Genomic DNA, 19,774 nt, shown 5'->3' with positions numbered 1-19,774 from the left:
TTTTAAAACAATTGGTAAGAAGTAATTTATCCTAGTTATCTAGGACAGCCCCAAACATTTTATGGAGACAACGAAATGGATTGCCCCATTTGCACCGAGCAAAATGAAGAAATTTTGCTGCAAACGCCCAATCTGCGCGTGATTGCCGTGCACAACGAAGCGAATGCGCCCGCTTTTTGCCGCGTGATTTGGCAGCAGCATATTGCCGAGATGACCGATTTACGCCCCGCTGAACGTGCCGAATTGATGGACATGGTTTACAAGGTGGAAGCGGCGATGCGCCAAGTGTTGCAGCCTGAAAAAATCAATTTAGCCAGTTTGGGCAACGTTGTGCCGCACGTGCATTGGCACGTGATTGCGCGGTTTAAAGACGATGCCTGTTTTCCCGCGCCGATTTGGGGGACAGCAACGCGCCAAGCCACTTTCAGGCTGCCTGAAAACTGGCCAAATCAAGTAAAACAGGTTTTAAATGCAGCCTGAAAACGCGATATAGTGGATTAACTTTGAATGATTACTGCGTTGGCTCCTCTTGCTGTACTACTGTACTATCTGCGACTCGCCGCCTTGTACTCATTCAAATTTAATCCACTATAATACGCCGTTTTGTTTACCCACAAGGAAATCCTATGCGTTTCACCGTATCGCGCCGCCATCTTTTGCAAAACTCGTTAATCGCCGCAGGCAGCGGTGTGTTGGCAGCTTGCGGCAGCAGTCCCAAACCACAACCGCAAATCCCAACACCCACGCCCACGCACCCCCAAACCCCAGCCACTCCCGCCCCCCGCGCACAAGGCGACAATACCATGCGAATTTTTGCTTCATCAGGCTTTTGCGAAGACCCCAGCCGCATCCAACAAGGCTTAGACCGCCTTGCCCAAGCAGGTTTTTCCATCACCAACCACGCCGCTGCCTACCGCCGTTTTCAACGTTTTGCAGGCAGCGATTTTGAGCGCATTGCCGATTTTCAAGACGTGGCAACAGGGCGCGCGCGCCCCCCCAAAGTATTCATGGGCACGCGCGGCGGCTACGGCGCGGTGCGTTTATTGCCACATATTGATTGGGGTAACTTGGGCGCAAAAATGCGCGAGCAGCAAACTTTGTTGTTTGGATTCAGCGATGTAACCGCCATTCAACTGGCGTTGCTCGCGCAAAGCGGTATGCCCAGCTTCGCAGGCCCAATGTTGTACAGCGAATTTGCCAAGCCGCAGCCCAATTTGTACACCATGGACAGCTTTATCCGCACCACCACTTCCGCCAGCATCACCGTTGCCGTGTCGGCATACCAAACTTCGCGCGTGAAAGATGCAGATGGCATCTTGTGGGGCGGCAATTTGAGCGTGTTGTCATCGCTGGTGGGCTCGCCCTATATGCCCAAAATTCAAGGTGGCATTTTGTTTATTGAAGACGTTGCCGAGCAGCCGTATCGCATTGAACGAATGCTGCAAACGCTGCATTTGGCGGGCATTTTGAAAAGCCAGCAAGCGATTGTATTGGGCGATTTTCGCATGGGCAACATCCGCGATGTGTACGACAGCAGCTACGATTTGACCAACGTGTCGCAAGTGATTGCCCGCGCCACAGGTGTGCCCGTTTACACAGGCTTCCCGTTTGGACACGTTGCCAATAAAACCACCTTCCCGCTAGGCGCACGCGCACAACTGCGCGGCAACAGCGCAGGCGGCTATCAAATTACATTCAGCGATTACCCCACGCTCAACGCCGCTGCGTTGAATTTAAGAGCAGGCTTGTTGCCACCGCCTGAAATCGTTGCCAGCGCACCCGCCATGCCAGCATCCAATGGCGAAAATGCCACCGATGCTGAATTTTGATTTTCAGGCTGCAATCTTTGTTAGCTCCAAAAGGCAGCCTGAAAAATAAAAAATGACGGTGGTAGTTCGCCACCAACGTTGGTTAAACATAGCATTACTGGTTTACTAAAATATCGGCGAGCCGCCGACGCTCCATCGGTTATAGGTTTTGCAAAGGTTTCAGCCTGAAAACAGGTTCTCAATATGGCGCGGCGACGGCTCGTTGCCAAAGATGGTTTGCAACAAAAGGCAGCCTGAAAGTATGTTTTCAGGCTGCCTTTTATCTGCGCGGCTGATGCCAAAACCGCTATTCAAACGTAACGGCTTGGGCAAGCGGTTTGCCTGCTAGGTCTTTGGCGGATAGGCTGGGTTCGCCGTTGAGTTGCCAATCGATGCCTACGGCGGGGTCGTTCCAAATCAGCGAGTGTTCGGCTTGGGGGTTGTAGTAATCGGTGCATTTGTACACAAATTCGGTGTTATCTTCTAGCACATAAAAGCCGTGGGCAAAGCCTTCGGGCACCCAAAGCTGGCGTTTGTTGTCGGCGGATAGCACTGCGCTTGCCCATTTGCCAAAGGTGGGCGATGAGCGGCGCAAATCTACGGCTACGTCTAGCACGCTGCCTGCGACTACGCGCACGAGTTTGCCTTGGGTGTTTTCGGTTTGGTAGTGCAAGCCGCGCAGCACGCCTTTGTTGGATTTGCTGTGGTTTTCTTGCACGAAGGTGCGGCGGGCGATGTGTTGGTTGAACCAGTTGTCGCGGAAGGTTTCCATAAAGAAGCCGCGTTCGTCGCCGAAGACTTGGGGTTCTAGGATTTTTACGTCTGGGATGGGGGTGTTGATGATATTCATGGTTGTCCTTGCTGGGGTGGTTGGGGCAGCCTGAAAATATGGGCTGCTTGGTGGAATGGTTTTCAGGCTGCCTTATAGATGGCTTTAAGGCAGCCTGAAAACCATTATTCAAACGACAAATCTTGCCAGTATTCGTCCAAGGCGTGCATTTGCGAATAGGCGGTTAGGTCAATTTGCAGCGGTGTGATGCTGACGTAGCCTGATTCGCAGGTGGCAAAATCGGTGTCTTGTTCGTTGTCGGCCACTGCGCCGACTGCGCCTATCCAGTAGATGTCTTCGCCGCGCGGGTTGGTGGCGTGGACGATGCTTTGGGTGTGGTGTCGTCTGCCTAGGCGGGCGATTTTGTGTCCGCGCAGGTCTTGCGGGGCAACGGCGGGGATGTTCACATTCCACAAAATCGGTGCGCTGGGCGGGTTTTGCACAAGCTGGTTCACAATATTCCACACGGCTTGTTCAGCGGTGGCGGCGTATTTGTGAAATTCGTGGCTGGTGAGCGAGAAGGCAACGGCGGGGATGCCCATCAGATAGGCTTCGGTGGCGGCGGCGACTGTGCCTGAATACAGCGTGTCGTCGCCAAGGTTCGAGCCGTGGTTGATGCCTGATAGCACAAGGTCGGGCTGGAAGTCGGCAAGGGCGTGCAAGCCCAGATGGATGCAGTCGGTGGGCGTGCCGCTCACATAATAAAAGCCGTTTTCTGCGCTGCGGATTTTCAGCGGGCGGTCAAGCGTGAGCGAATTGGACACGCCGCTGCGGTCGCGTTCGGGCGCAACCACGCGCACATTGGCAAATTCGCCTGCGATGCGGGCAAGGGTGGCGATGCCTTGCGATAAATAGCCGTCGTCGTTGGATATCAGAATATTCATGGTTTACCTTTGTTTGATTTGGTTGCGGGCGCGGGATGCGGCGGGGCTTTTGGGGTATTGCTGGATGATTTTGCGCCATGTGTCGCGGGCGATGTCTTGCTGTTGAATGCGCCATTGGCATTGCGCCACCAGCGATAGGGCTTCGGGCGCGTTCAGGCTGCCTGAAAAGCGGGTGGCGTAGCGTTGCCCGATGTTAATCACGCTTTGGCAATGGTTGAGCTTTTGGTGCGCTTGCAGCAGCAAAAACATACTTTTTTGCGCGGTTTCGCTGCCATCGCCACCGCCATCGGCTTCGCGTAAGGTGGCGGTGGCGGCTTGATAGTGTTGCTGGCGGTATTGTTGTTGCGCTTTTTCTAGGCGGCTGGGCGCGTTTTCCGTTTTCAGGCTGCCTTGATTGCCTTGAAATGGTGGCGCGATGGGTTTATTGCTGTAAACACGAGTGGGGCGTTTGATGGGCTGCGCGGCGCGTTGTTCTAGCTGCTCTACGCGCTCTTGCAGCTCGGCAACTTGGTTTTCCAAACGGCTCACTTGGATGGCAAGCTGCTCAAATTGCTCGTTGGGCGGGGTTTCGGGATAGGGCAAGGGGGAATGGGCGGGGCGGGGGCTTTCTGGCGTTTCAGGCTGCCTAATAGGCGGCGTGGCGCAGGCGGCGGTTGCCAAGATGAGCGGGATGAGCAGTAGGCGGTTCATGGTTGCGGTTTGGGGCGGGGAAAAAGGGGCGATTATGCCATTGTTGCGGGGCGCATGGCTAGATTTGCGCCATCAGGCAGTCTGAAACGCGCCGTGCTATTTTCAGGCTGCCTTAGGGGATGTTGGCAATCAACCGCCCCTAGGCTTTCGCCGCGCAGGCGGGCGCATAATTTTGCTATAATCCGCGCCTTTATTTCATCGTATAGGACACGCCCATGAAAGCCAGCCAATTTTTCATTTCCACCCTAAAAGAAGCCCCCGCTGAAGCCGCGCTTGCCAGCCACAAATTGATGCTCCGCGCGGGGTTGATTAAAGCCAACGCATCGGGGCTTTACACTTGGATGCCGATGGGCTTGCGCGTGCTGCGCAAAGTGGAAGCGATTGTGCGCGAAGAAATGAACCGCGCAGGCGCGATTGAGCTTTTGATGCCTGTGGTGCAACCTGCTGATTTGTGGAAAGAAAGCGGACGCTGGGATTTCTACGGCGACGAATTGCTGCGCATCACCGACCGCCACGACAACGCCTTTTGTTTCAGCCCCACTTGCGAAGAGCTGATTACCGACATCGTGCGCAAAGAAATCAATTCATACAAGCAATTACCCAAAAATTTCTACCACATTCAAACCAAATTCCGCGATGAACGCCGCCCCCGCTTTGGCGTGATGCGCGCGCGCGAATTTGTGATGAAAGATGCCTATTCGTTCCACGCCGATTACGCATCGCTCAAAGCCACCTATCAGGATATGTATGACGCATATTGCCGCATTTTCAACCGTTTAGGCTTGGATTACCGCCCCGTGGCGGCCGACACAGGCAGCATCGGCGGCACAGGTTCGCACGAGTTTCAAGTGTTGGCAGACAGCGGCGAAGACGTGATTGCATACAGCGATGCGTCCGATTACGCCGCTAACGTAGAACTGGCGCAGACTTTGCCGCTTTCAGGCTGCCGTGCCGCGCCCGCGCAAGCGTTAGCCAAAATCCACACGCCCAATGTGAAAACCATCGCGCAACTGGTTGAGTTTCTGAACATTCCTGTTGAGCAAACGCTAAAATCCATCGCGGTGGAAGGCGAAGCGGACGGCGAATTGGTGCTGCTGATGCTGCGCGGCGACCACGAGTTCAACGACATCAAAGTCGAAAAACTGGCGGGCGTGAAATCGCCGCTCACCATGGCATCGCCCGCAGCGATTGTGGCGCAATTTGGTGCAAACGGCGGCTCGCTCGGCTGCGTGGGTTTCGCGGGCAAAGTGTATGCTGACTTCGCCTGCGAAAAAGGCGCGGATTGGGTCATCGGCGCAAACGAAGACGACCACCACTACACAGGCTTTAACTTTGGGCGCGATGCCGCCGAGCCCGAATTTGTGGATTTGCGCAACGTTATCGCGGGCGACCCCAGCCCCTGCGGCAAAGGCAGCCTGAAACTGGCGCGCGGCATTGAAGTGGGGCACGTTTTCCAACTGCGCGACAAATATTCCGCCGCAATGGGCGCGAGCTTTTTGGACAACAACGGCAAAGCGCAAATCATGGAAATGGGCTGCTACGGCATCGGCATCACGCGCATTGTTGCCGCCGCCATTGAGCAAAACAACGATGAGCGCGGCATCATCTGGACAGAAGCCATGTCGCCGTTCACCGCCGTGATTGTGCCGATGAATTACAAAAAATCTGACAGCGTGCGCCAAGCCGCCGACCAAATCTACGCCGACTTGCAAGCCGCAGGCGTGGACGTGCTGCTGGACGACCGCGACGAACGCGCAGGCGTGTTGCTCAATGACAGCGAACTGCTCGGCATCCCGCACCGCATTGTGATTGGCGACCGAGCGCTCAAAGACGGCAATGTGGAATACGCCCAACGCCGCAGCGGCGAAACAGAGAACGTGCCGCTGGATGAGATTGTGGCGAAGATTAGCGCGGCGTAATGAATAGGCAGCCTGAAAACGTGTAAACCTATTTTCAGGCTGCCTCAATCTTGTAACCCTGTTGATTGTTGATAAGGAAAAAACCATGAAATCTACGCTTACCGCCCTAGCCACCACCGCCACACTTGCCGCCTGCGCCCAAAATACCGCGCCCGCTGAGCCTCCCGAGCAAGCAACCGCCACGCCACGCATCCACAGCGTTGCCAGCCAATACAGCTTTGACGAAACGGTAACGCGTCTGCAAAACGCCATCCAAGCCAAAGGCATGACCGTGTTTGCGGTGATTGACCACCGCGCCGCCGCCCGCCAAAACGGCTTAGAAATGCAGCCGGCTACCGTAATCGTGTTTGGCACACCCAAAGCAGGCACGCCGCTGATGGTGAAAGACCCCGCCTTCGCGTTGCAACTGCCGCTGCGCGTGCTGGTAACGCAAACACCAGCAGGCGTGCAAGCCGTGTTCACCGACACCCGCGCCTTGATTGACGGCAGCCGCATTGAATACAGCGAAGTGGAAAACACGCTGGCGAATGCGGAAAAACTGATACGCGCAACCGTGGCGCAGTAAACAATAATAGGCAGCCTGAAAACGGTTTTATCCCGTTTCAGGCTGCCTTTTGATGGAATAACCATGAAGCTTGGCTTTTCCTGCGCCATTGATGGGCGCGAACCATACCACTTCGCCCAACTTGCCTTGCACATCCACACCGCCACGCTGGGCGAAGGCTGGGATACGGTGGGCAGCATGGTGTTGTGCCTACAAAACGCGCTTGCCAACCTAACCGCGCTGCAACGCGCCACGCACACCACACCGCTTAACGCCATCACGCCCGCCCGCGCCAGTTTGGCGCAGTATTACGACACGCCCCACGCCGTTTTGCCCTATGGCACAAGCACGTTTGATGGCGAATGCTTGTGCTGTTCAAGTATCAACATTGCGCCCACGATGTGCACCAGCATCGCTACGCCGCCATTTGCCAAGCATACGCGCAGCCAGCGTTTGTGATACGCGATTTTCCGTTCCAAGCCTATTACCATTTGCTGCATCAACTGGCTAATCGGTTAAACAACATTCGGCAGCCGTTGGGCGGGCGATTGTTGATTTATGCACCCCAAAAGGCAGCCTGAAAAGCCCTGTAAACCCATTTCAGGCTGCTTTGTTTACCGCGGTAACCACCATGCAAACCCTATTCAACCTTGTCTTTTCCCTGCTGCTCACCAAGCTATGCCTAGACGCGCTGGCGTATTGCAACGCGCTCTATCAACTGTTTTGGCAGCCTGAAACCGAATCGCGCTACGTGCCTACCAATATGCTGATTAACTTTGCGCTGATGCTGGCATCGGCGATTTTGGCGGCGTGGGGCAATGTGGCGTTGCTGGGGCTGCGCGTGTGGCAAACGGTGTTGCTGATTGTGCTGCTGCCTGCGTTGCCGTTTGTGGTGATGGTGGCGTTTGGCGCGTGTTTGAATGTGCTGCTGCGCAGGCGGTGATGGCAGCCTGAAAATAAGAACCTGTATTCACTATTTTCATAGGCAGATTTGATGGCATAAAAGCGCGGATACAAGGCAAAAAGCGCAGCAAGGTTGTACACCTTGCGAGCATTTTTAACGCGGTAGCCGCGTTTTTAGGACATAAAAGATGGCTATGAAAATAGTGAATACAGGTTCTAAAACCGTTGGGTGTTATGCCAAACGGTTTTTTGTTGGATGGATGGAGTTTCAGGCTGCCTTTGTTTGCACGATTGGGCAGCCTGAAAATATTGGGTAGGGTGGACAACTCGTTGCCCACCAATGTGAGCGATAACGGCGATGGTGGGCAACGAGTTGCCTGCCCACGGATGAGATGATAAGGCAGCCTGAAAAATGGATGCGGCGTGTGAACGCGAGGGCGAATGGTGGGCAGCCTGAAAAGCTAATCCGCGCCCCTACGGCTTGCTGGCAAGCCGTGCGCTGGTGAAAGATTTTGCTTGGATTGGGGATTGGGTGGGGCGTTTTGGGTTGATGGTTTATTGGGTTTCAGGCTGCCTTTGGCGCGGGTAACACGGTTAGGCAGCCTGAAAATATTGGGTAGGGTGGGCACTCATTGCCCACCAATGTGAGCGATAACGGCGATGGTGGGCAACGAGTTGCCCACCCTACGAACTACAAACTTGATTATGCGTCTTACGTTTCAGGCTGCCTTGGGTATTGTGGATAAACACAATTAGGCAGCCTGAAAATCTATACACTCCATCATCCCAGCCGTTTAAACGGCGGCAAGCAGGCAAGCATTTGCTGTCCGTAGCGTTGGGTGGTGATGCGGTTGTCTAGGATAGTGATGCGCCCGTAGTCGCTTTCGGTGCGAATCAGCCGCCCAACGGCTTGCACCAGTTTGATGCTGGCTTCGGGCACGGTGATTTCCATAAAGGGTCGTCCGCCGCGTTTTTCTATCCAGCGGCTTTGGGTTTTTTCTATGGGGTTGTCGGGCATGGAAAAGGGCAGTTTGATGATGATGACGTGTACGCAGGCTTCGTGCGGCAAATCCAGCCCTTCGGCAAAGCTGTCTAGCCCGAAGATAATGCTGGGCTTGCCATCGGCTAGGTTTTGGCGGTGTTGGGCGAGCAGTTTGGATTTGGCTTGTTCGCCTTGAATCAGCAGGTGGGGCAGGTAGTTTTCAGGCAGCCTGAAAGCGACTTCTTGCATTTGCTTGCGCGAGGTGAATAACACCAGCGTGCCGATGGGGGCGGTGTCGCTGATGAGCTTGGGCAGCCATTCGATGACTTCGTTGGTGTGGGCGATGGGGTCTTTGGGGCTGGCGATGATAGGGGGCAGGTATAGCTCGCCTTGTTCGGCGAAGTTAAACGGGCTTTTGAGGGCGAGAGTGGTGGTTTGCGGCAGCCATGTTAAGCCTGTTTGGTTGAGCAGGAGCTTGAAGTTGCCAAGGCTTTGCAAGGTGGCGGAGGTGAGGATTGCGCCTGCTGCGCGTTTGAACAACTTGTTGGCGAGCATGGTGGCGGCGGTGATGGGGCTGGCGTGGAATGTCCAGTCTATTTTGTCGCTTTGCGGGCGGCTTATCCATTTGGCAAGCGGTTCTTTGTCTTCGCTGGGGGCGGTGGCGATAAGCTGCCACACGGCGGCGATTTGCTCGGTGCGGGCAACAAAAATGCCAAATTCGGTGCTGATGCGGTCTATTTGGCTGCTGTCTTGGTCTTTGTCGCGGCGGGCGGCGGCAAGGGCATCGGCAAGCTGGCTCACGTTGTTGGCAAGGGCTTGGGCGGCGATGTTTGTGTTGTGAACAAGGTTTTCCAATTCGGGCGGGATGATGCCGTCTTGCCACAGCCAAATGGTTTCGTGGTCTTGCTCGCTGCTGGCGAGTTCGGGCGCGTCCAGCAGGTGAAATTGCCATTCGTTTAGGCTGTCTAGCAGGCTGTTGGCGGCTTCGTTGGCTAGATTGGCAAGTTCTAGCTTGTCGGTAAGCAGGGCGATTTTTTGCGTGTGCTGCGGCAGTTTTTCGGCTGTCCACATGGCGTGCAGCCATGTGTGTTCGGCGGCAAATTGGTTTAGGGCTTTTTTGGGCAGGTGGTGCGCTTCGTCAATGCAGTAGAAGCTGTTTTCGGGCGCGGGCAAAATCACGCCGCCGCCCATGCTGATGTCGGCGAGCAATAGGTCGTGGTTGGCAACGATGACATCGGTGTGTTCCAGCGTGTCGCGGGCGAGATAAAACGGGCATTCGGCGCGATTGGGGCAGGCGGATTTCAGGCAGCCGTGGCGGTCGTTGGTTACTTGTTGCCATAGGACATCGTCGATTTTTTCGCTCCATGTGTCGCGGTCGCCGTTGAATTGGCGGCTGGCAAATTGGTTTGCCATGTTTTGCAGGGTGGCGATTTCTTCGGCTTTGGGCTTGTTGCTCCACAGCACGGCGGGCGGTTCTATGCCGTCTAGGCTTTGCTGGGCGTTGGTTTGGGTGAGCTGATAGAGTTTGTAGGGGCAAAGGTAGCGTCCGCGCCCTTTGGCGAGCGCGAAGCTGAGTTCTAGCCCGCTTTGGGCGACAACAAACGGCAAATCGCGCTCCACCAGTTGCTCTTGCAGGGCGATGGTTGCGCTGGATACGATGAGCCGTTTGCCGCGCGTTTGCGCCATGATGCCGCCCGCGAGCAGGTAGGCAAGCGATTTGCCTACGCCTGTTGGGCCTTCGATAACGGCGATGCTTTCGCCTTGTCGCTCGGGTGCGTCGCCGCCTTCTTCGCGCGGGAGCGTGCGGGAAAAGGCGTTGGCGATGGCGGCTATCATTTCGCGCTGGGCGGGGCGGGGGCGGAAGTTGGGGAGATTTTCGCAAAGGGCGCGGTAGTGGTCGCGGATGGCGGTTTTTTCTAGGTCGGTGAGCATGGTGGTTGGGTGGGTTTGACTGGGTTTCAGGCTGCCTGATGCGTGGCGATGGCTAGGGCAGCCTGAAATCTAAAATGGAGCGGCGATGGCTTGTCGCCAAATCAAACAGTGTGTGCATTCAACAAGGCTTGATGGTGGGCAAGATGTCGGCAAACTGCCGATGCGCCAATTGTTGATTAACCTTGCACCGCGTGGGCATCAATGCCCAACACTATATACTGGGGCAGCCTGAAACAGGGCAGGGCGGGGATTAGGCGTTTCAGGCTGCCTTTTAGGTTTAGGCAGCCTGAAAATGTTTTAATGGTTGGATAATCGCAACAAAAGTAGAACAACATTGCAGCGATCAGGCAGCCTGAAAACAGATTAGCGTATTCCACAACGTTTTCAGGCTGCCTACGCGCATTTGCCTTACTTCCCTTTCGGAATCGGGTCTTTGCCGCCCCTGTTAAAAATCAACGCATTGGGCTGTTCTTTCAGCGTGCGGATAACAGGCTGGGCGGATTGCAAGGTGCGGTCTATGCTTTGCAGCGTGGTTTGCACGTCTTGGTAAACAGGCGATTGCGGCGACACGCCTTGCAGCGTTTGGCGTAGCTCGCGCAGGGTTTGGTTGAGCTCGGAGGGCAGGCTTTGCGTGCTGTTTTGTGCAATCAGTTTGTTTGCTGATGCCAGCATAGTTTGCGCGGATTTGAGCGTGCCGCGCAGCTCTTTCAGGCTGCCGTTGAGCTCGCCCACGGTTTTATCCAGCGGCAGGGCGTTGAATTTGTCCAACAGCTTGGCAACTTGGTTTTGCAAATCGTCCAAGCCGCCGCCGCGCGTGCCAATCACGATGTCGCCGCCGTATTTGCTGTGCGGTTTCAGCGGCGGCGTGCTGCTGGGGCTGTCGTTTAGCTCCACCAGTTTGCTGCCGAGCACCAAATTGTTGCTGCCCAAGCTGGCGGTTAGGCCGTTATCCAAGGCAGCCTGAAACGCGGTTTGCCAGTATGCTTTGCTTTGCGGTTCATCGCCGCGCTGTTCAATTTTGTCGGGGTCTATGCGCAGGCGCACGGGGATGTAGCCGTGTTCAAACAATTTCGCGCTGTCGCCCGCTTGAAAATACGGCACGGCGGCAACGTTGCCGATGCGGATGCCTTTGTAAACCACGGGCGCGCCGATGTCTAAACCGCGCACGGAGCTGTTGAAAAAGGCAACGTAGTACAACGTGCGCTCGTTGGGTTCGTTTTCAATTTCGGCGCGGTCGTTGTGTACGGTAAATATGGTGCCGCTGCTCACGCTGTTGGCAGATGGCGGCGAGTCAAACGCAATCGCGCCCGACAAAATCGCCGAAAGCGGCGCGCTGTCCACTTTAATCCCGCCGCCATCCAGCCGCACGCTCACGCCGCTGTCCAGCCAAAAATGGCTGCCCGAATTGACAAGGCTTTCGTTGGGGCTTTGGATGAAAATGCTGTATTGCACCGCTTGCGTTTTCGGGTCAAATTTCGCGCTTTCCACCGTGCCGACGGTGTGATTTTCATACATCACGGGGCTGCCCGCGCCCAGCATTTTGCGGTTTTTGCCTGTGAGCGTTAGGCGCAAGCCCGTTTGCCCAGCGGCAGAAAGCGGCGGCAGGTCGGATACTTTAAACTCGTGTTCCAATTCGCTGTCTGGGTTACCCGCGCTAAACGCGATGTATGAACCCGAAAGCAGCGTGCCCAGCCCTGTGATGCCGTTTTGGTCAATGCGCGGTTTCACCACCCAAAACTGCGTGTCTTTGCGCATCAGGTTTGCACCGTCTTTGTTGATTTTGGCGGTGAGCTCCACGCCTTTTTGGTCGGGCTGCAAGCGAATATTGACTACGCGCCCCACTTCCACATCCAGCATCCGAATGGTGGTGTTGTTGACTTCAATGCCATCGGCGTTGTCCATATACAGCTTGATTTCTGTGCCGCGCGAGCGGAAGCTGTCAATCAACAAATAGCCGCCCACGATGGCAGCGGCAAGGGGAATCAGCCAAACGGTGGAAACCAGCGTTTTGCTGGGGCGAACTTTGGCGGTGTGCGGATGGGGCGTGTGTGCAGTCATACGATAATCAATAATAAAAGGGCAGCCTGAAAATAGGCAGCCTGAAAAAAATCGCTAGTTTACCGCAAAATGGTTAAGAACCCATATTCAAAAACATCATCGCCATTTTTTTATCCCTTTTGGCACGGCTACGGCGTTGAACTCCTGCGCCAATAGTCTCGCTATTGGCTTGAAGTCGCCTTGTATCCGCACCAAAATGAATATTAACATGGGTTCTAAGGGTTCTAATTTTTCAGGCTGCCACATCATGCGGGCAATGAAACTCGCGTATAATCCGCCCTTTCTCCAACCCTTGTCTGATGAAAGATTGAGACCATGTCTGTTGTTACTGCTTTTCGCGGCGAAACCGCGCTTTCTGCTTTCCGCATCAACAAATTGCTGCAAAAAGCCCAATCGCTCGGGCTGCCTGAAAACGCTATTGCAAGCGAATATTGGTATTTTGTGGCATCGGATGCGCCGCTATCAGATGCGGATGCGTTGCAATTAAAGGCTTTGCTGGCTGCTGAACGGGTAACCCCCCCAGATGCCACGCAAAGCCTTTTTTTAATCACCCCGCGCATCGGCACAATTTCGCCGTGGTCGTCCAAAGCCACCAACATCGCGCACAACTGCGGTTTAACCCGCATTGAGCGCATAGAGCGCGGCATGGCGGTGCATCTTTCAGGCAGCCTGAAAACGGATGAACGCGCCGCATGGGCAACCCTGTTGCACGATAGAATGACCGAAAGCGTGCTGCCCAGTTTTCAGGCTGCCGAGCAGCTCTTTGCGCAACACGATAACCCACCATGCGCCAGCGTGGATATTTTGGGCGGTGGCAAAGACGCGCTGCTCGCCGCCAACACCGAAATGGGCTTGGCACTGTCGCCCGATGAAGTGGACTATCTGCAGGAAAACTACCGCGCGTTGAACCGCAACCCAACAGACGTAGAACTGATGATGTTCGCCCAAGCCAACAGCGAGCATTGTCGGCACAAAATTTTCAACGCCGATTTTGTGCTCAACGGCGAAAAGCAAGCCAAATCGCTGTTTCGCCTGATACGCGACACCCACGAAGCCAGCCCCAGCGGCACGATTGTCGCCTATAAAGACAATTCTTCCATCATCGAAGGCGCAACCATCGGGCGGTTTTACCCCAGCGCGGCGCGCAACCAAGCCTACGATTTCCACAGCGAAAACACGCATATTTTGATGAAAGTGGAAACCCACAACCACCCCACCGCCATCGCCCCCTTTGCAGGCGCGGCAACAGGCGCGGGCGGCGAAATCCGCGATGAAGGCGCAACAGGGCGCGGCGCACGCCCCAAAGCAGGGCTAACAGGCTTCACCGTGTCCAATTTGCAAATTCCCGATTTCAGGCTGCCTTGGGAGCGCGATTACGGCAAGCCCAACCGCATTTCATCCGCGCTGGACATTATGCTTGAAGCCCCCATTGGCGGCGCAGCGTTTAACAATGAATTTGGTCGCCCCAACTTGCTGGGCTATTTCCGCACCTTTGAGCAAACCTTTAACCAGCAAGTGTATGGCTACCACAAGCCGATTATGATTGCGGGCGGCTTGGGCAATATCCAAGCGGCGCAGTCGCACAAAAACGAAATCCCCGCAGGCGCGTTGCTGGTGCAACTGGGCGGCGCGGGGATGCTGATTGGCTTGGGCGGCGGCGCGGCTTCTTCTATGGCAACAGGCAGCAACAGCGCAGATTTGGATTTTGACTCGGTGCAACGCGGCAACCCCGAAATGGAACGCCGTGCGCAAGAAGTAATAGACCGCTGCTGGCAGCTGGGCGATGCCAATCCGATTATTTCTATTCACGATGTGGGCGCGGGCGGGCTGTCCAACGCGTTCCCCGAATTGGTGAACGATGCGGGGCGTGGCGCGATTTTCAGGCTGCGTGATGTGCCGCTGGAAGAGCACGGCTTGTCGCCCTTGCAAATTTGGTGCAACGAATCGCAAGAGCGTTATGTGCTGGCGATTTTGCCCGATGATTTGGACACTTTCCGCGCCATCTGCGAACGCGAGCGTTGCCCATTTGCCGTAGTCGGCACGGCTACCGATGACGGGCATTTGCGCATGCGCGATGATGTGTTTGACAACAGCCCTGTTGATTTGCCGCTCAATGTGTTGCTGGGCAAACTGCCCAAAACCACGCGCAGCGACAACACCGTAAGGCAGCCTGAAAACGCCTTTAACGCCGCGCAATACGATTTGCGCGAAAGCGTGTATCGCGTGCTGCGCCTGCCCGCCGTTGCCGCTAAAAATTTCCTGATTACCATTGGCGACCGCAGCGTAGGCGGCTTAACCCATCGCGACCAAATGGTTGGCGCGTGGCAAACGCCTGTTGCCGATTGCGCCGTAACCCTGATGGGCTTTGATACCACGCGCGGCGAAGCGATGAGCATGGGCGAAAAACCCGCGCTGGCTCTGGCAAACGCGCCTGCTTCGGGGCGCATGGCGTTGGGCGAAGCCATCACCAACATCGCGGCAACCCCTATTGGCAACATCGGCAACATCAAATTTTCCGCCAACTGGATGGCGGCTTGCGGCGTGGCGGGCGAAGACGAAAAACTGTATCGCACGGTTCAAGCCGTGTCGCAGGCGTGTCAGGCGTTGGGCGTGAGCATTCCTGTGGGCAAAGACAGCCTTTCCATGAAAACCGTGTGGCAGGATGGCGCGGCGCAAAAATCCGTTGTGTCGCCGTTGTCGCTGATTGTTTCGGCGTTTGCGCCCGTGCAAGATGTGCGCCAAACCGTTACCCCCGAGCTGAAAAACGTGAAAGACAGCGTGTTGCTGCTGGTTGATTTGGGCTTGGGCAGGGCGCGGATGGGCGGCTCGGCGTTGGGGCAAGTGTGGAATGATTTGGGCGGCGAAACGCCCGATGTGGACGATATAGGCAGCCTGAAAGCGTTTTATGACGTGATGCAGCAGCTGGTGCGCGAAAACAAATTGCTGGCGTATCATGACCGCAGCGATGGCGGCTTGTTTGCCACGCTGGCGGAAATGGCGTTTGCCGCGCGTTTTGGCGCGAACATCAATCTGCAAGACGATTTTGCCATGGAGCGGCTGGTGAACAATTTGAGCGACCAAGCCATTTTGTTTAACGAAGAACTGGGCGCGGTGATTCAAATTCAGACTGCCGATTTGCACTATGTGCAAGCCCTGTTTGAACAGCATCATTTTGCCGAAACGCTGTATCAAATCGGCACACCGCAGCCTGAAAGCAAGCAAATCCGCATTGATGAACACGAATTTGACTTGGCGGATTTGCAACGCGCATGGCAACAAACCAGCCACCACATCCAACGCCTGCGCGATAACCCCGCCTGCGCCGACAGCGAATTTGCCCTGCTCAACGACAATGCACGCAGCCAATTGTTCGCCGATTTAACCTTTGATTTGCAAGACAATCTTGCCGCGCCCTATCTTTCAGGCAGCCTGCGACCGCAGGAAGCCCCCATAGTGGGAAAACCCAAAATCGCCGTGTTGCGCGAACAAGGCGTAAACGGGCAAGTGGAAATGGCGGCGGCGTTTCACCGCGCGGGCTTTGATGCGTATGACGTGCATATGTCCGACTTGCTCAATGGGCGTTTTGACCTTGCCGATTTTCAAATGCTGGCGGCTTGCGGCGGGTTTAGCTACGGTGATGTGCTGGGCGCGGGCGAAGGTTGGGCGAAAACCATTTTGTTCAACGCCAAGCTGCGCGATATGTTCGCCGCCTTTTTCGCCCGCCCCGACACATTAAGCCTAGGCGTGTGCAACGGCTGCCAAATGATGAGCAACCTTGCCGAAATCATCCCCCATGCAAACCATTGGGCAAAATTCAAACGCAACGAATCCGAGCAGTTTGAAGCGCGGTTTAGCATGGTGCGCGTGCCCAAATCGCCATCGCTGATTTTGGCAGAAATGGCAGGCAGCGCGTTGCCCGTGGTGGTGAGCCACGGCGAAGGGCGCGCCGATTTTACCCACTTGGGCGCGGGCAACAGCGTGCCACCCGATTTAGCCATCGCCCTGCAATACATTGACGGCTTGGGCGAAGTTACCCAAACCTATCCGCTCAATCCCAACGGCTCGCCCAACGGCATCGCAGGCATCACCACCGCCGATGGGCGCGTAACCATTATGATGCCGCACCCCGAGCGCACCTTCCGTACCGCGCAAATGAGCTGGCAGCCTGAAAGCTGGAAAGACAGCGAACTAGCGGGCTGGTATCGCTTGTTTGCGGGGGCGAGAAAGGCGTTGGGGTAGTGTTGGGGTAGGGCAGGGTAAGCAGAGACAGCCTGAAAACGATAAACGGTACAAGTAGAATGTAGCTTTGCCACGCACCATCAAGCATCGTTACACGCCATCATTTTAGGCAGCCTGAAAATAGCTAGAACCGTTTTCAGGCTGCCTTTGCATAAGCAGAGTAGGGCGTACACATCCGCTGCACACACAGTTAAAGGCAGCCTGAAAACGAGCGAAGCGGGTTTCAGCGAAGCTAAAACAACATTTCAAAATACGTTTTCAGGCTGCCTTTTGCAATGAGTTGAACACCCGCAATCCCGCCCAATCCATCGCCGTGCTCATAACCGCCCACCGCTTAACCATAACCAAAAATTCTAAACAAATCTTTAGAACCTGTATTCACTATTTGCATAGGTAGATTTTATGGCATAAAAGCGCGGATACAAGGCAAAAAGCGCAGCAAGGTTGGACACCTTGCGAGCATTTTTAACGCAGTAGCCGCGTTTTTAGGGCATAAAAGATGCCTATGCAAATAGTGAATACAGGTTCTTATATCAATGCCATAATATCCCCAACCTGCATCAGCCATTCCGCCCATTAGGGCAGGGCGCAAGCTCCAGTCGCAATGGCAAAACGCAAGTTGCTATTTCTAATAGTCGTTTCACACAGTCTTATACAAGGCGGCGAGCCGCAGATAGTACAAGTAGTACAGCAAAACTGGCTTTGTCCAAATCTCTGATTTGGCAACAAACCATTTCGCCCGTGGTGGGCGAGCCAACGCTGTATAAGGCTGTGTGGAGCGACTAATAAAAATATTTTCCATAACCCCATCCCTACAACAGGAGAAACTCCCCATGAACGATTGGCATCAAACCCTAAGCTCAGGCACGCTGCTGCTGATTGCCGCCGCAGCCATCGCCTTAATTTTATTGATGATTATCCGCTGGCGTGTGCACGCGCTGCTCACGCTCACGGTGGTCAGCCTGCTTACTGCGCTGGCAACAGACATCCCCGCGCAAGCCATTGTGAACGATGTGCTGCTGAAAAACTTGGGTGGCACGCTCGGCGGTGTGGCGATTTTGGTCAGCCTAGGCGCAATGCTCGGGCGGCTGGTGGAAACATCGGGCGGGGCGCAATCGCTTGCCGATGCCATGATTCGCACCTTTGGCGAAAAACGCGCCCCGTTTGCGCTGGGCGTGGCATCGCTGCTGTTTGGCTTCCCCATTTTCTTTGACGCGGGCTTAGTGGTGATGCTGCCCATCGTGTTCGCCGTGGCGCGGCGCATGAAAGCCACCGTGCTGGCGTATGCTTTGCCGTCTATCGGCGCGTTTTCCGTGATGCACGTTTTCCTGCCGCCACATCCCGGTCCGATTACCGCCGCCGAGTTATACGGCGCAAATTTGGGCTACATTTTGATTTTGGGCATCCCCATCGCCGTGTTCACATGGCTGATTAGCGGCTACGCATGGGGCTTGGCGGCAGACAAAATGTTCCCCATCAGCGTGCCCGATTTGCTCGCAGGCGGCAAACAAGACAACGACCAGCCGCAAACCCCCGCCAGCGCAGGTTTGGTGGTGTCGCTGATGATGATTCCCATGCTGTTGATTTTCTTGAACACAGGCTTGCACATGGCCAGCGCATCAGGCTGGGTGGATGGCAAATCGCCCACCGTGCAATTCTTGCGTATGGTCGGCAGCACACCCGTTGCCTTGCTGATTTCGTTGTTGGCGGCGATGTATTTTCTCGGCACCAAACGCGGCATGAACGGCAGCGCGTTGGAAAAAACGCTGGATAGCACACTCGGGCCGGTTTGCTCCGTTATCCTGATTACAGGCGCGGGCGGGATGTTCGGCGGCGTGTTACGCGCATCGGACATTGGCGACGCGCTCAAAGACAGCATGGCGCATCTGGGCGTGCCCGTGTTGCTCGGCTGCTTTTTGGTGGCGTTGGCACTGCGCATCGCGCAAGGCTCGGCAACCGTCGCCCTAACCACCGCCGCTGGCTTGATGGCAAACGCCGTTGCCGCCGCTGGCTATAACGATTGGCAACTGGCGGGCGTGGTGCTGGCCACCGCCGCAGGTTCAGTCGCCGCCAGCCATGTGAACGATTCAGGCTTCTGGCTGGTGGGGCGACTGCTCAATTTAGACGTGGCGACCACGCTGAAAACATGGACAGTCAATCAAACCTTGATTGCGCTGATTGGCTTTGCGCTATCAGCGGGCGCAGTCGCGCTATTGGAGTGATTTTATCCAGCCGCGTAAATTAAAAATTCTGCCATCTGTTCCTTCTCCCGCTGGAGGGGGAAGATTCGGATGGGGGTGGCAGGTTCAACAAACAGCCGCTCCCATCCGCAAAAGTAGCTTCACATTTTATCGGGACGATTTTCAGGCTGCCTTAATGTCTGTCTCCCCCAATTAGAAAGGAACGCCATTTATGACCCACCACTACATCATCATGGGCATCTGCGGCTGCGGCAAAACCACCGTTGCCGAAGCCCTGCAACAGCAGTTGCATTGCCCCTTTGCCGAAGGCGATGATTTCCACACCCAAGCCAACCGCGACAAAATGGGCGCAGGCATCCCGCTTAACGACGACGACCGCCGCCCGTGGCTGGAACGGCTGCGCGACTGGATGAGCGAGCAAGCGCAACACGGCGCACGCCATACCATCGTTACCTGCTCCGCGCTCAAACGCAGCTACCGCGATATTCTGCGGCAAGCGCAGGGCGAAGTGCATTTTGTGCATTTATCGCCGCCCATTGAAGCCAACCGCGAGCGCATGGAATCGCGGCAAGGGCACTACATGAAAGCCAGCATGATTCAATCCCAGCTAGACACCTTGCAGCCGCTCGCCGCCAACGAGCAAGGCGTGGTGATTACCAGCGCAGGCAAGCCCGATGAAGTGATGGTGGACGTGATGCGCTATGTGAACGCGCAAGCGTAATAAAGATTAGGTGTAGAAATCCCTAGCGTTGTTTACAGTATTTCAAGGACAATACCGTAAATGA

General features: G+C 55.4%; 20 protein-coding genes. 10 read left to right on the top strand and 10 right to left on the bottom strand.

All coding sequences use genetic code 11. The features are described from left to right. The first annotated feature begins 75 nt into the window (after positions 1–75). Together Q4A85_RS10860 and Q4A85_RS10855 are read left to right on the top strand one after the other, a co-directional pair. Positions 76–480 (top strand): HIT family protein, encoded by a 405-nt coding sequence (locus Q4A85_RS10860; protein WP_303110258.1) that lies wholly within the window; start codon positions 76–78, stop codon positions 478–480. 146 nt (positions 481–626) lie between these two features. Beyond that, positions 627–1,829 (top strand): LD-carboxypeptidase, encoded by a 1,203-nt coding sequence (locus tag Q4A85_RS10855; protein WP_303110256.1) that lies wholly within the window; start codon positions 627–629, stop codon positions 1,827–1,829. Positions 1,830–1,988: 159 nt separating this feature from the next. On the opposite strand, the gene Q4A85_RS10850 is transcribed toward Q4A85_RS10855, so the two are convergent. The 4 genes from Q4A85_RS10850 to Q4A85_RS10835 all read right to left on the bottom strand — a co-directional run bounded on the left by Q4A85_RS10850 (position 1,989) and on the right by Q4A85_RS10835 (position 4,211). Further along, on the bottom strand, positions 1,989–2,123 hold the full coding sequence (locus Q4A85_RS10850; RefSeq protein ID WP_303110254.1) for a hypothetical protein: 135 nt from the start codon (positions 2,121–2,123) through the stop codon (positions 1,989–1,991). Then, positions 2,116–2,658 (bottom strand): dTDP-4-dehydrorhamnose 3,5-epimerase, encoded by a 543-nt coding sequence (rfbC, locus tag Q4A85_RS10845; protein ID WP_303110252.1) that lies wholly within the window; start codon positions 2,656–2,658, stop codon positions 2,116–2,118. Before rfbC ends, Q4A85_RS10850 begins: the two co-directional genes overlap by 8 nt. Before the next feature lie 104 nt (positions 2,659–2,762). Beyond that, positions 2,763–3,521 carry a 5'/3'-nucleotidase SurE gene (gene surE / locus Q4A85_RS10840; RefSeq protein WP_303110250.1) on the bottom strand — a complete coding sequence of 253 codons (759 nt, stop codon included), beginning with the start codon at positions 3,519–3,521 and terminating at the stop codon, positions 2,763–2,765. A gap of 3 nt (positions 3,522–3,524) precedes the next feature. Then, positions 3,525–4,211 (bottom strand): tol-pal system YbgF family protein, encoded by a 687-nt coding sequence (locus Q4A85_RS10835; protein WP_303110248.1) that lies wholly within the window; start codon positions 4,209–4,211, stop codon positions 3,525–3,527. 215 nt (positions 4,212–4,426) lie between these two features. On the opposite strand from Q4A85_RS10835, the gene Q4A85_RS10830 reads away from it, so the two are divergent. The 5 genes from Q4A85_RS10830 (at position 4,427) to Q4A85_RS10810 (ending at position 7,617) form a co-directional block, all read left to right on the top strand. Then, positions 4,427–6,130, top strand: coding sequence for a proline--tRNA ligase (locus tag Q4A85_RS10830; protein ID WP_303110246.1), 1,704 nt, complete (start codon positions 4,427–4,429; stop codon positions 6,128–6,130). Positions 6,131–6,215: 85 nt separating this feature from the next. After that, a complete protein-coding gene (locus tag Q4A85_RS10825; RefSeq protein ID WP_303110244.1) occupies positions 6,216–6,695 on the top strand; it encodes a DUF302 domain-containing protein in 480 nt (159 codons plus the stop codon). 63 nt (positions 6,696–6,758) lie between these two features. Further along, positions 6,759–7,133 carry a hypothetical protein gene (locus Q4A85_RS10820; protein WP_303110242.1) on the top strand — a complete coding sequence of 125 codons (375 nt, stop codon included), beginning with the start codon at positions 6,759–6,761 and terminating at the stop codon, positions 7,131–7,133. Next, entirely contained in the window at positions 7,130–7,255 is a 126-nt protein-coding gene (locus Q4A85_RS10815) for a hypothetical protein (protein ID WP_303110240.1), read from the top strand. The genes Q4A85_RS10820 and Q4A85_RS10815 overlap by 4 nt, the downstream gene beginning before the upstream one ends. Positions 7,256–7,305: 50 nt before the next feature. Continuing rightward, complete coding sequence (locus tag Q4A85_RS10810; protein ID WP_303110238.1) at positions 7,306–7,617, top strand: hypothetical protein; 312 nt, start codon at positions 7,306–7,308, stop codon at positions 7,615–7,617. A 176-nt stretch (positions 7,618–7,793) separates the two neighbouring features. On the opposite strand, the gene Q4A85_RS10805 is transcribed toward Q4A85_RS10810, so the two are convergent. The 5 genes from Q4A85_RS10805 to pqiB all read right to left on the bottom strand — a co-directional run bounded on the left by Q4A85_RS10805 (position 7,794) and on the right by pqiB (position 12,549). Next, the gene (locus Q4A85_RS10805; protein WP_303110236.1) at positions 7,794–7,946 is read right to left on the bottom strand and encodes a hypothetical protein; all 153 of its coding nucleotides are present in this window, start codon (positions 7,944–7,946) and stop codon (positions 7,794–7,796) included. A 92-nt stretch (positions 7,947–8,038) separates the two neighbouring features. After that, positions 8,039–8,206, bottom strand: a complete 168-nt coding sequence (locus Q4A85_RS10800; RefSeq protein ID WP_303110234.1) for a hypothetical protein — start codon at positions 8,204–8,206, stop codon at positions 8,039–8,041. A gap of 152 nt (positions 8,207–8,358) precedes the next feature. Continuing rightward, positions 8,359–10,491, bottom strand: a complete 2,133-nt coding sequence (gene dinG, locus Q4A85_RS10795; protein ID WP_303110232.1) for an ATP-dependent DNA helicase DinG — start codon at positions 10,489–10,491, stop codon at positions 8,359–8,361. A 176-nt stretch (positions 10,492–10,667) separates the two neighbouring features. Further along, entirely contained in the window at positions 10,668–10,826 is a 159-nt protein-coding gene (locus Q4A85_RS10790) for a hypothetical protein (protein ID WP_303110230.1), read from the bottom strand. A 73-nt stretch (positions 10,827–10,899) separates the two neighbouring features. Continuing rightward, entirely contained in the window at positions 10,900–12,549 is a 1,650-nt protein-coding gene (gene pqiB / locus Q4A85_RS10785) for an intermembrane transport protein PqiB (protein WP_303110228.1), read from the bottom strand. Positions 12,550–12,864: 315 nt separating this feature from the next. On the opposite strand from pqiB, the gene purL reads away from it, so the two are divergent. Further along, positions 12,865–16,788, top strand: a complete 3,924-nt coding sequence (gene purL / locus Q4A85_RS10780) for a phosphoribosylformylglycinamidine synthase (protein ID WP_303110226.1) — start codon at positions 12,865–12,867, stop codon at positions 16,786–16,788. 105 nt (positions 16,789–16,893) lie between these two features. Here the strand turns inward: purL and Q4A85_RS10775 are convergent, their stop codons facing one another. Then, the gene (locus Q4A85_RS10775) at positions 16,894–17,037 is read right to left on the bottom strand and encodes a hypothetical protein (RefSeq protein ID WP_303110225.1); all 144 of its coding nucleotides are present in this window, start codon (positions 17,035–17,037) and stop codon (positions 16,894–16,896) included. Between the two features lie 584 nt (positions 17,038–17,621). Here Q4A85_RS10775 and Q4A85_RS10770 point away from each other — a divergent pair. Both Q4A85_RS10770 and Q4A85_RS10765 read left to right on the top strand, forming a co-directional pair. Next, positions 17,622–19,010, top strand: a complete 1,389-nt coding sequence (locus tag Q4A85_RS10770) for a GntP family permease (protein ID WP_303110223.1) — start codon at positions 17,622–17,624, stop codon at positions 19,008–19,010. Positions 19,011–19,200: 190 nt separating this feature from the next. Beyond that, positions 19,201–19,710 (top strand): gluconokinase, encoded by a 510-nt coding sequence (locus tag Q4A85_RS10765; RefSeq protein ID WP_303110221.1) that lies wholly within the window; start codon positions 19,201–19,203, stop codon positions 19,708–19,710. The last annotated feature ends 64 nt before the right edge of the window (positions 19,711–19,774 follow it).

It is taken from the genome of Kingella sp. (in: b-proteobacteria) (assembly GCF_030527935.1).
In the GTDB taxonomy this organism is placed as follows: Bacteria; Pseudomonadota; Gammaproteobacteria; order Burkholderiales; family Neisseriaceae; genus Kingella_B.
The sequence above is the reverse complement of the archived record's forward strand: the minus strand, read 5'-3'. Positions and strand labels throughout refer to the sequence as shown.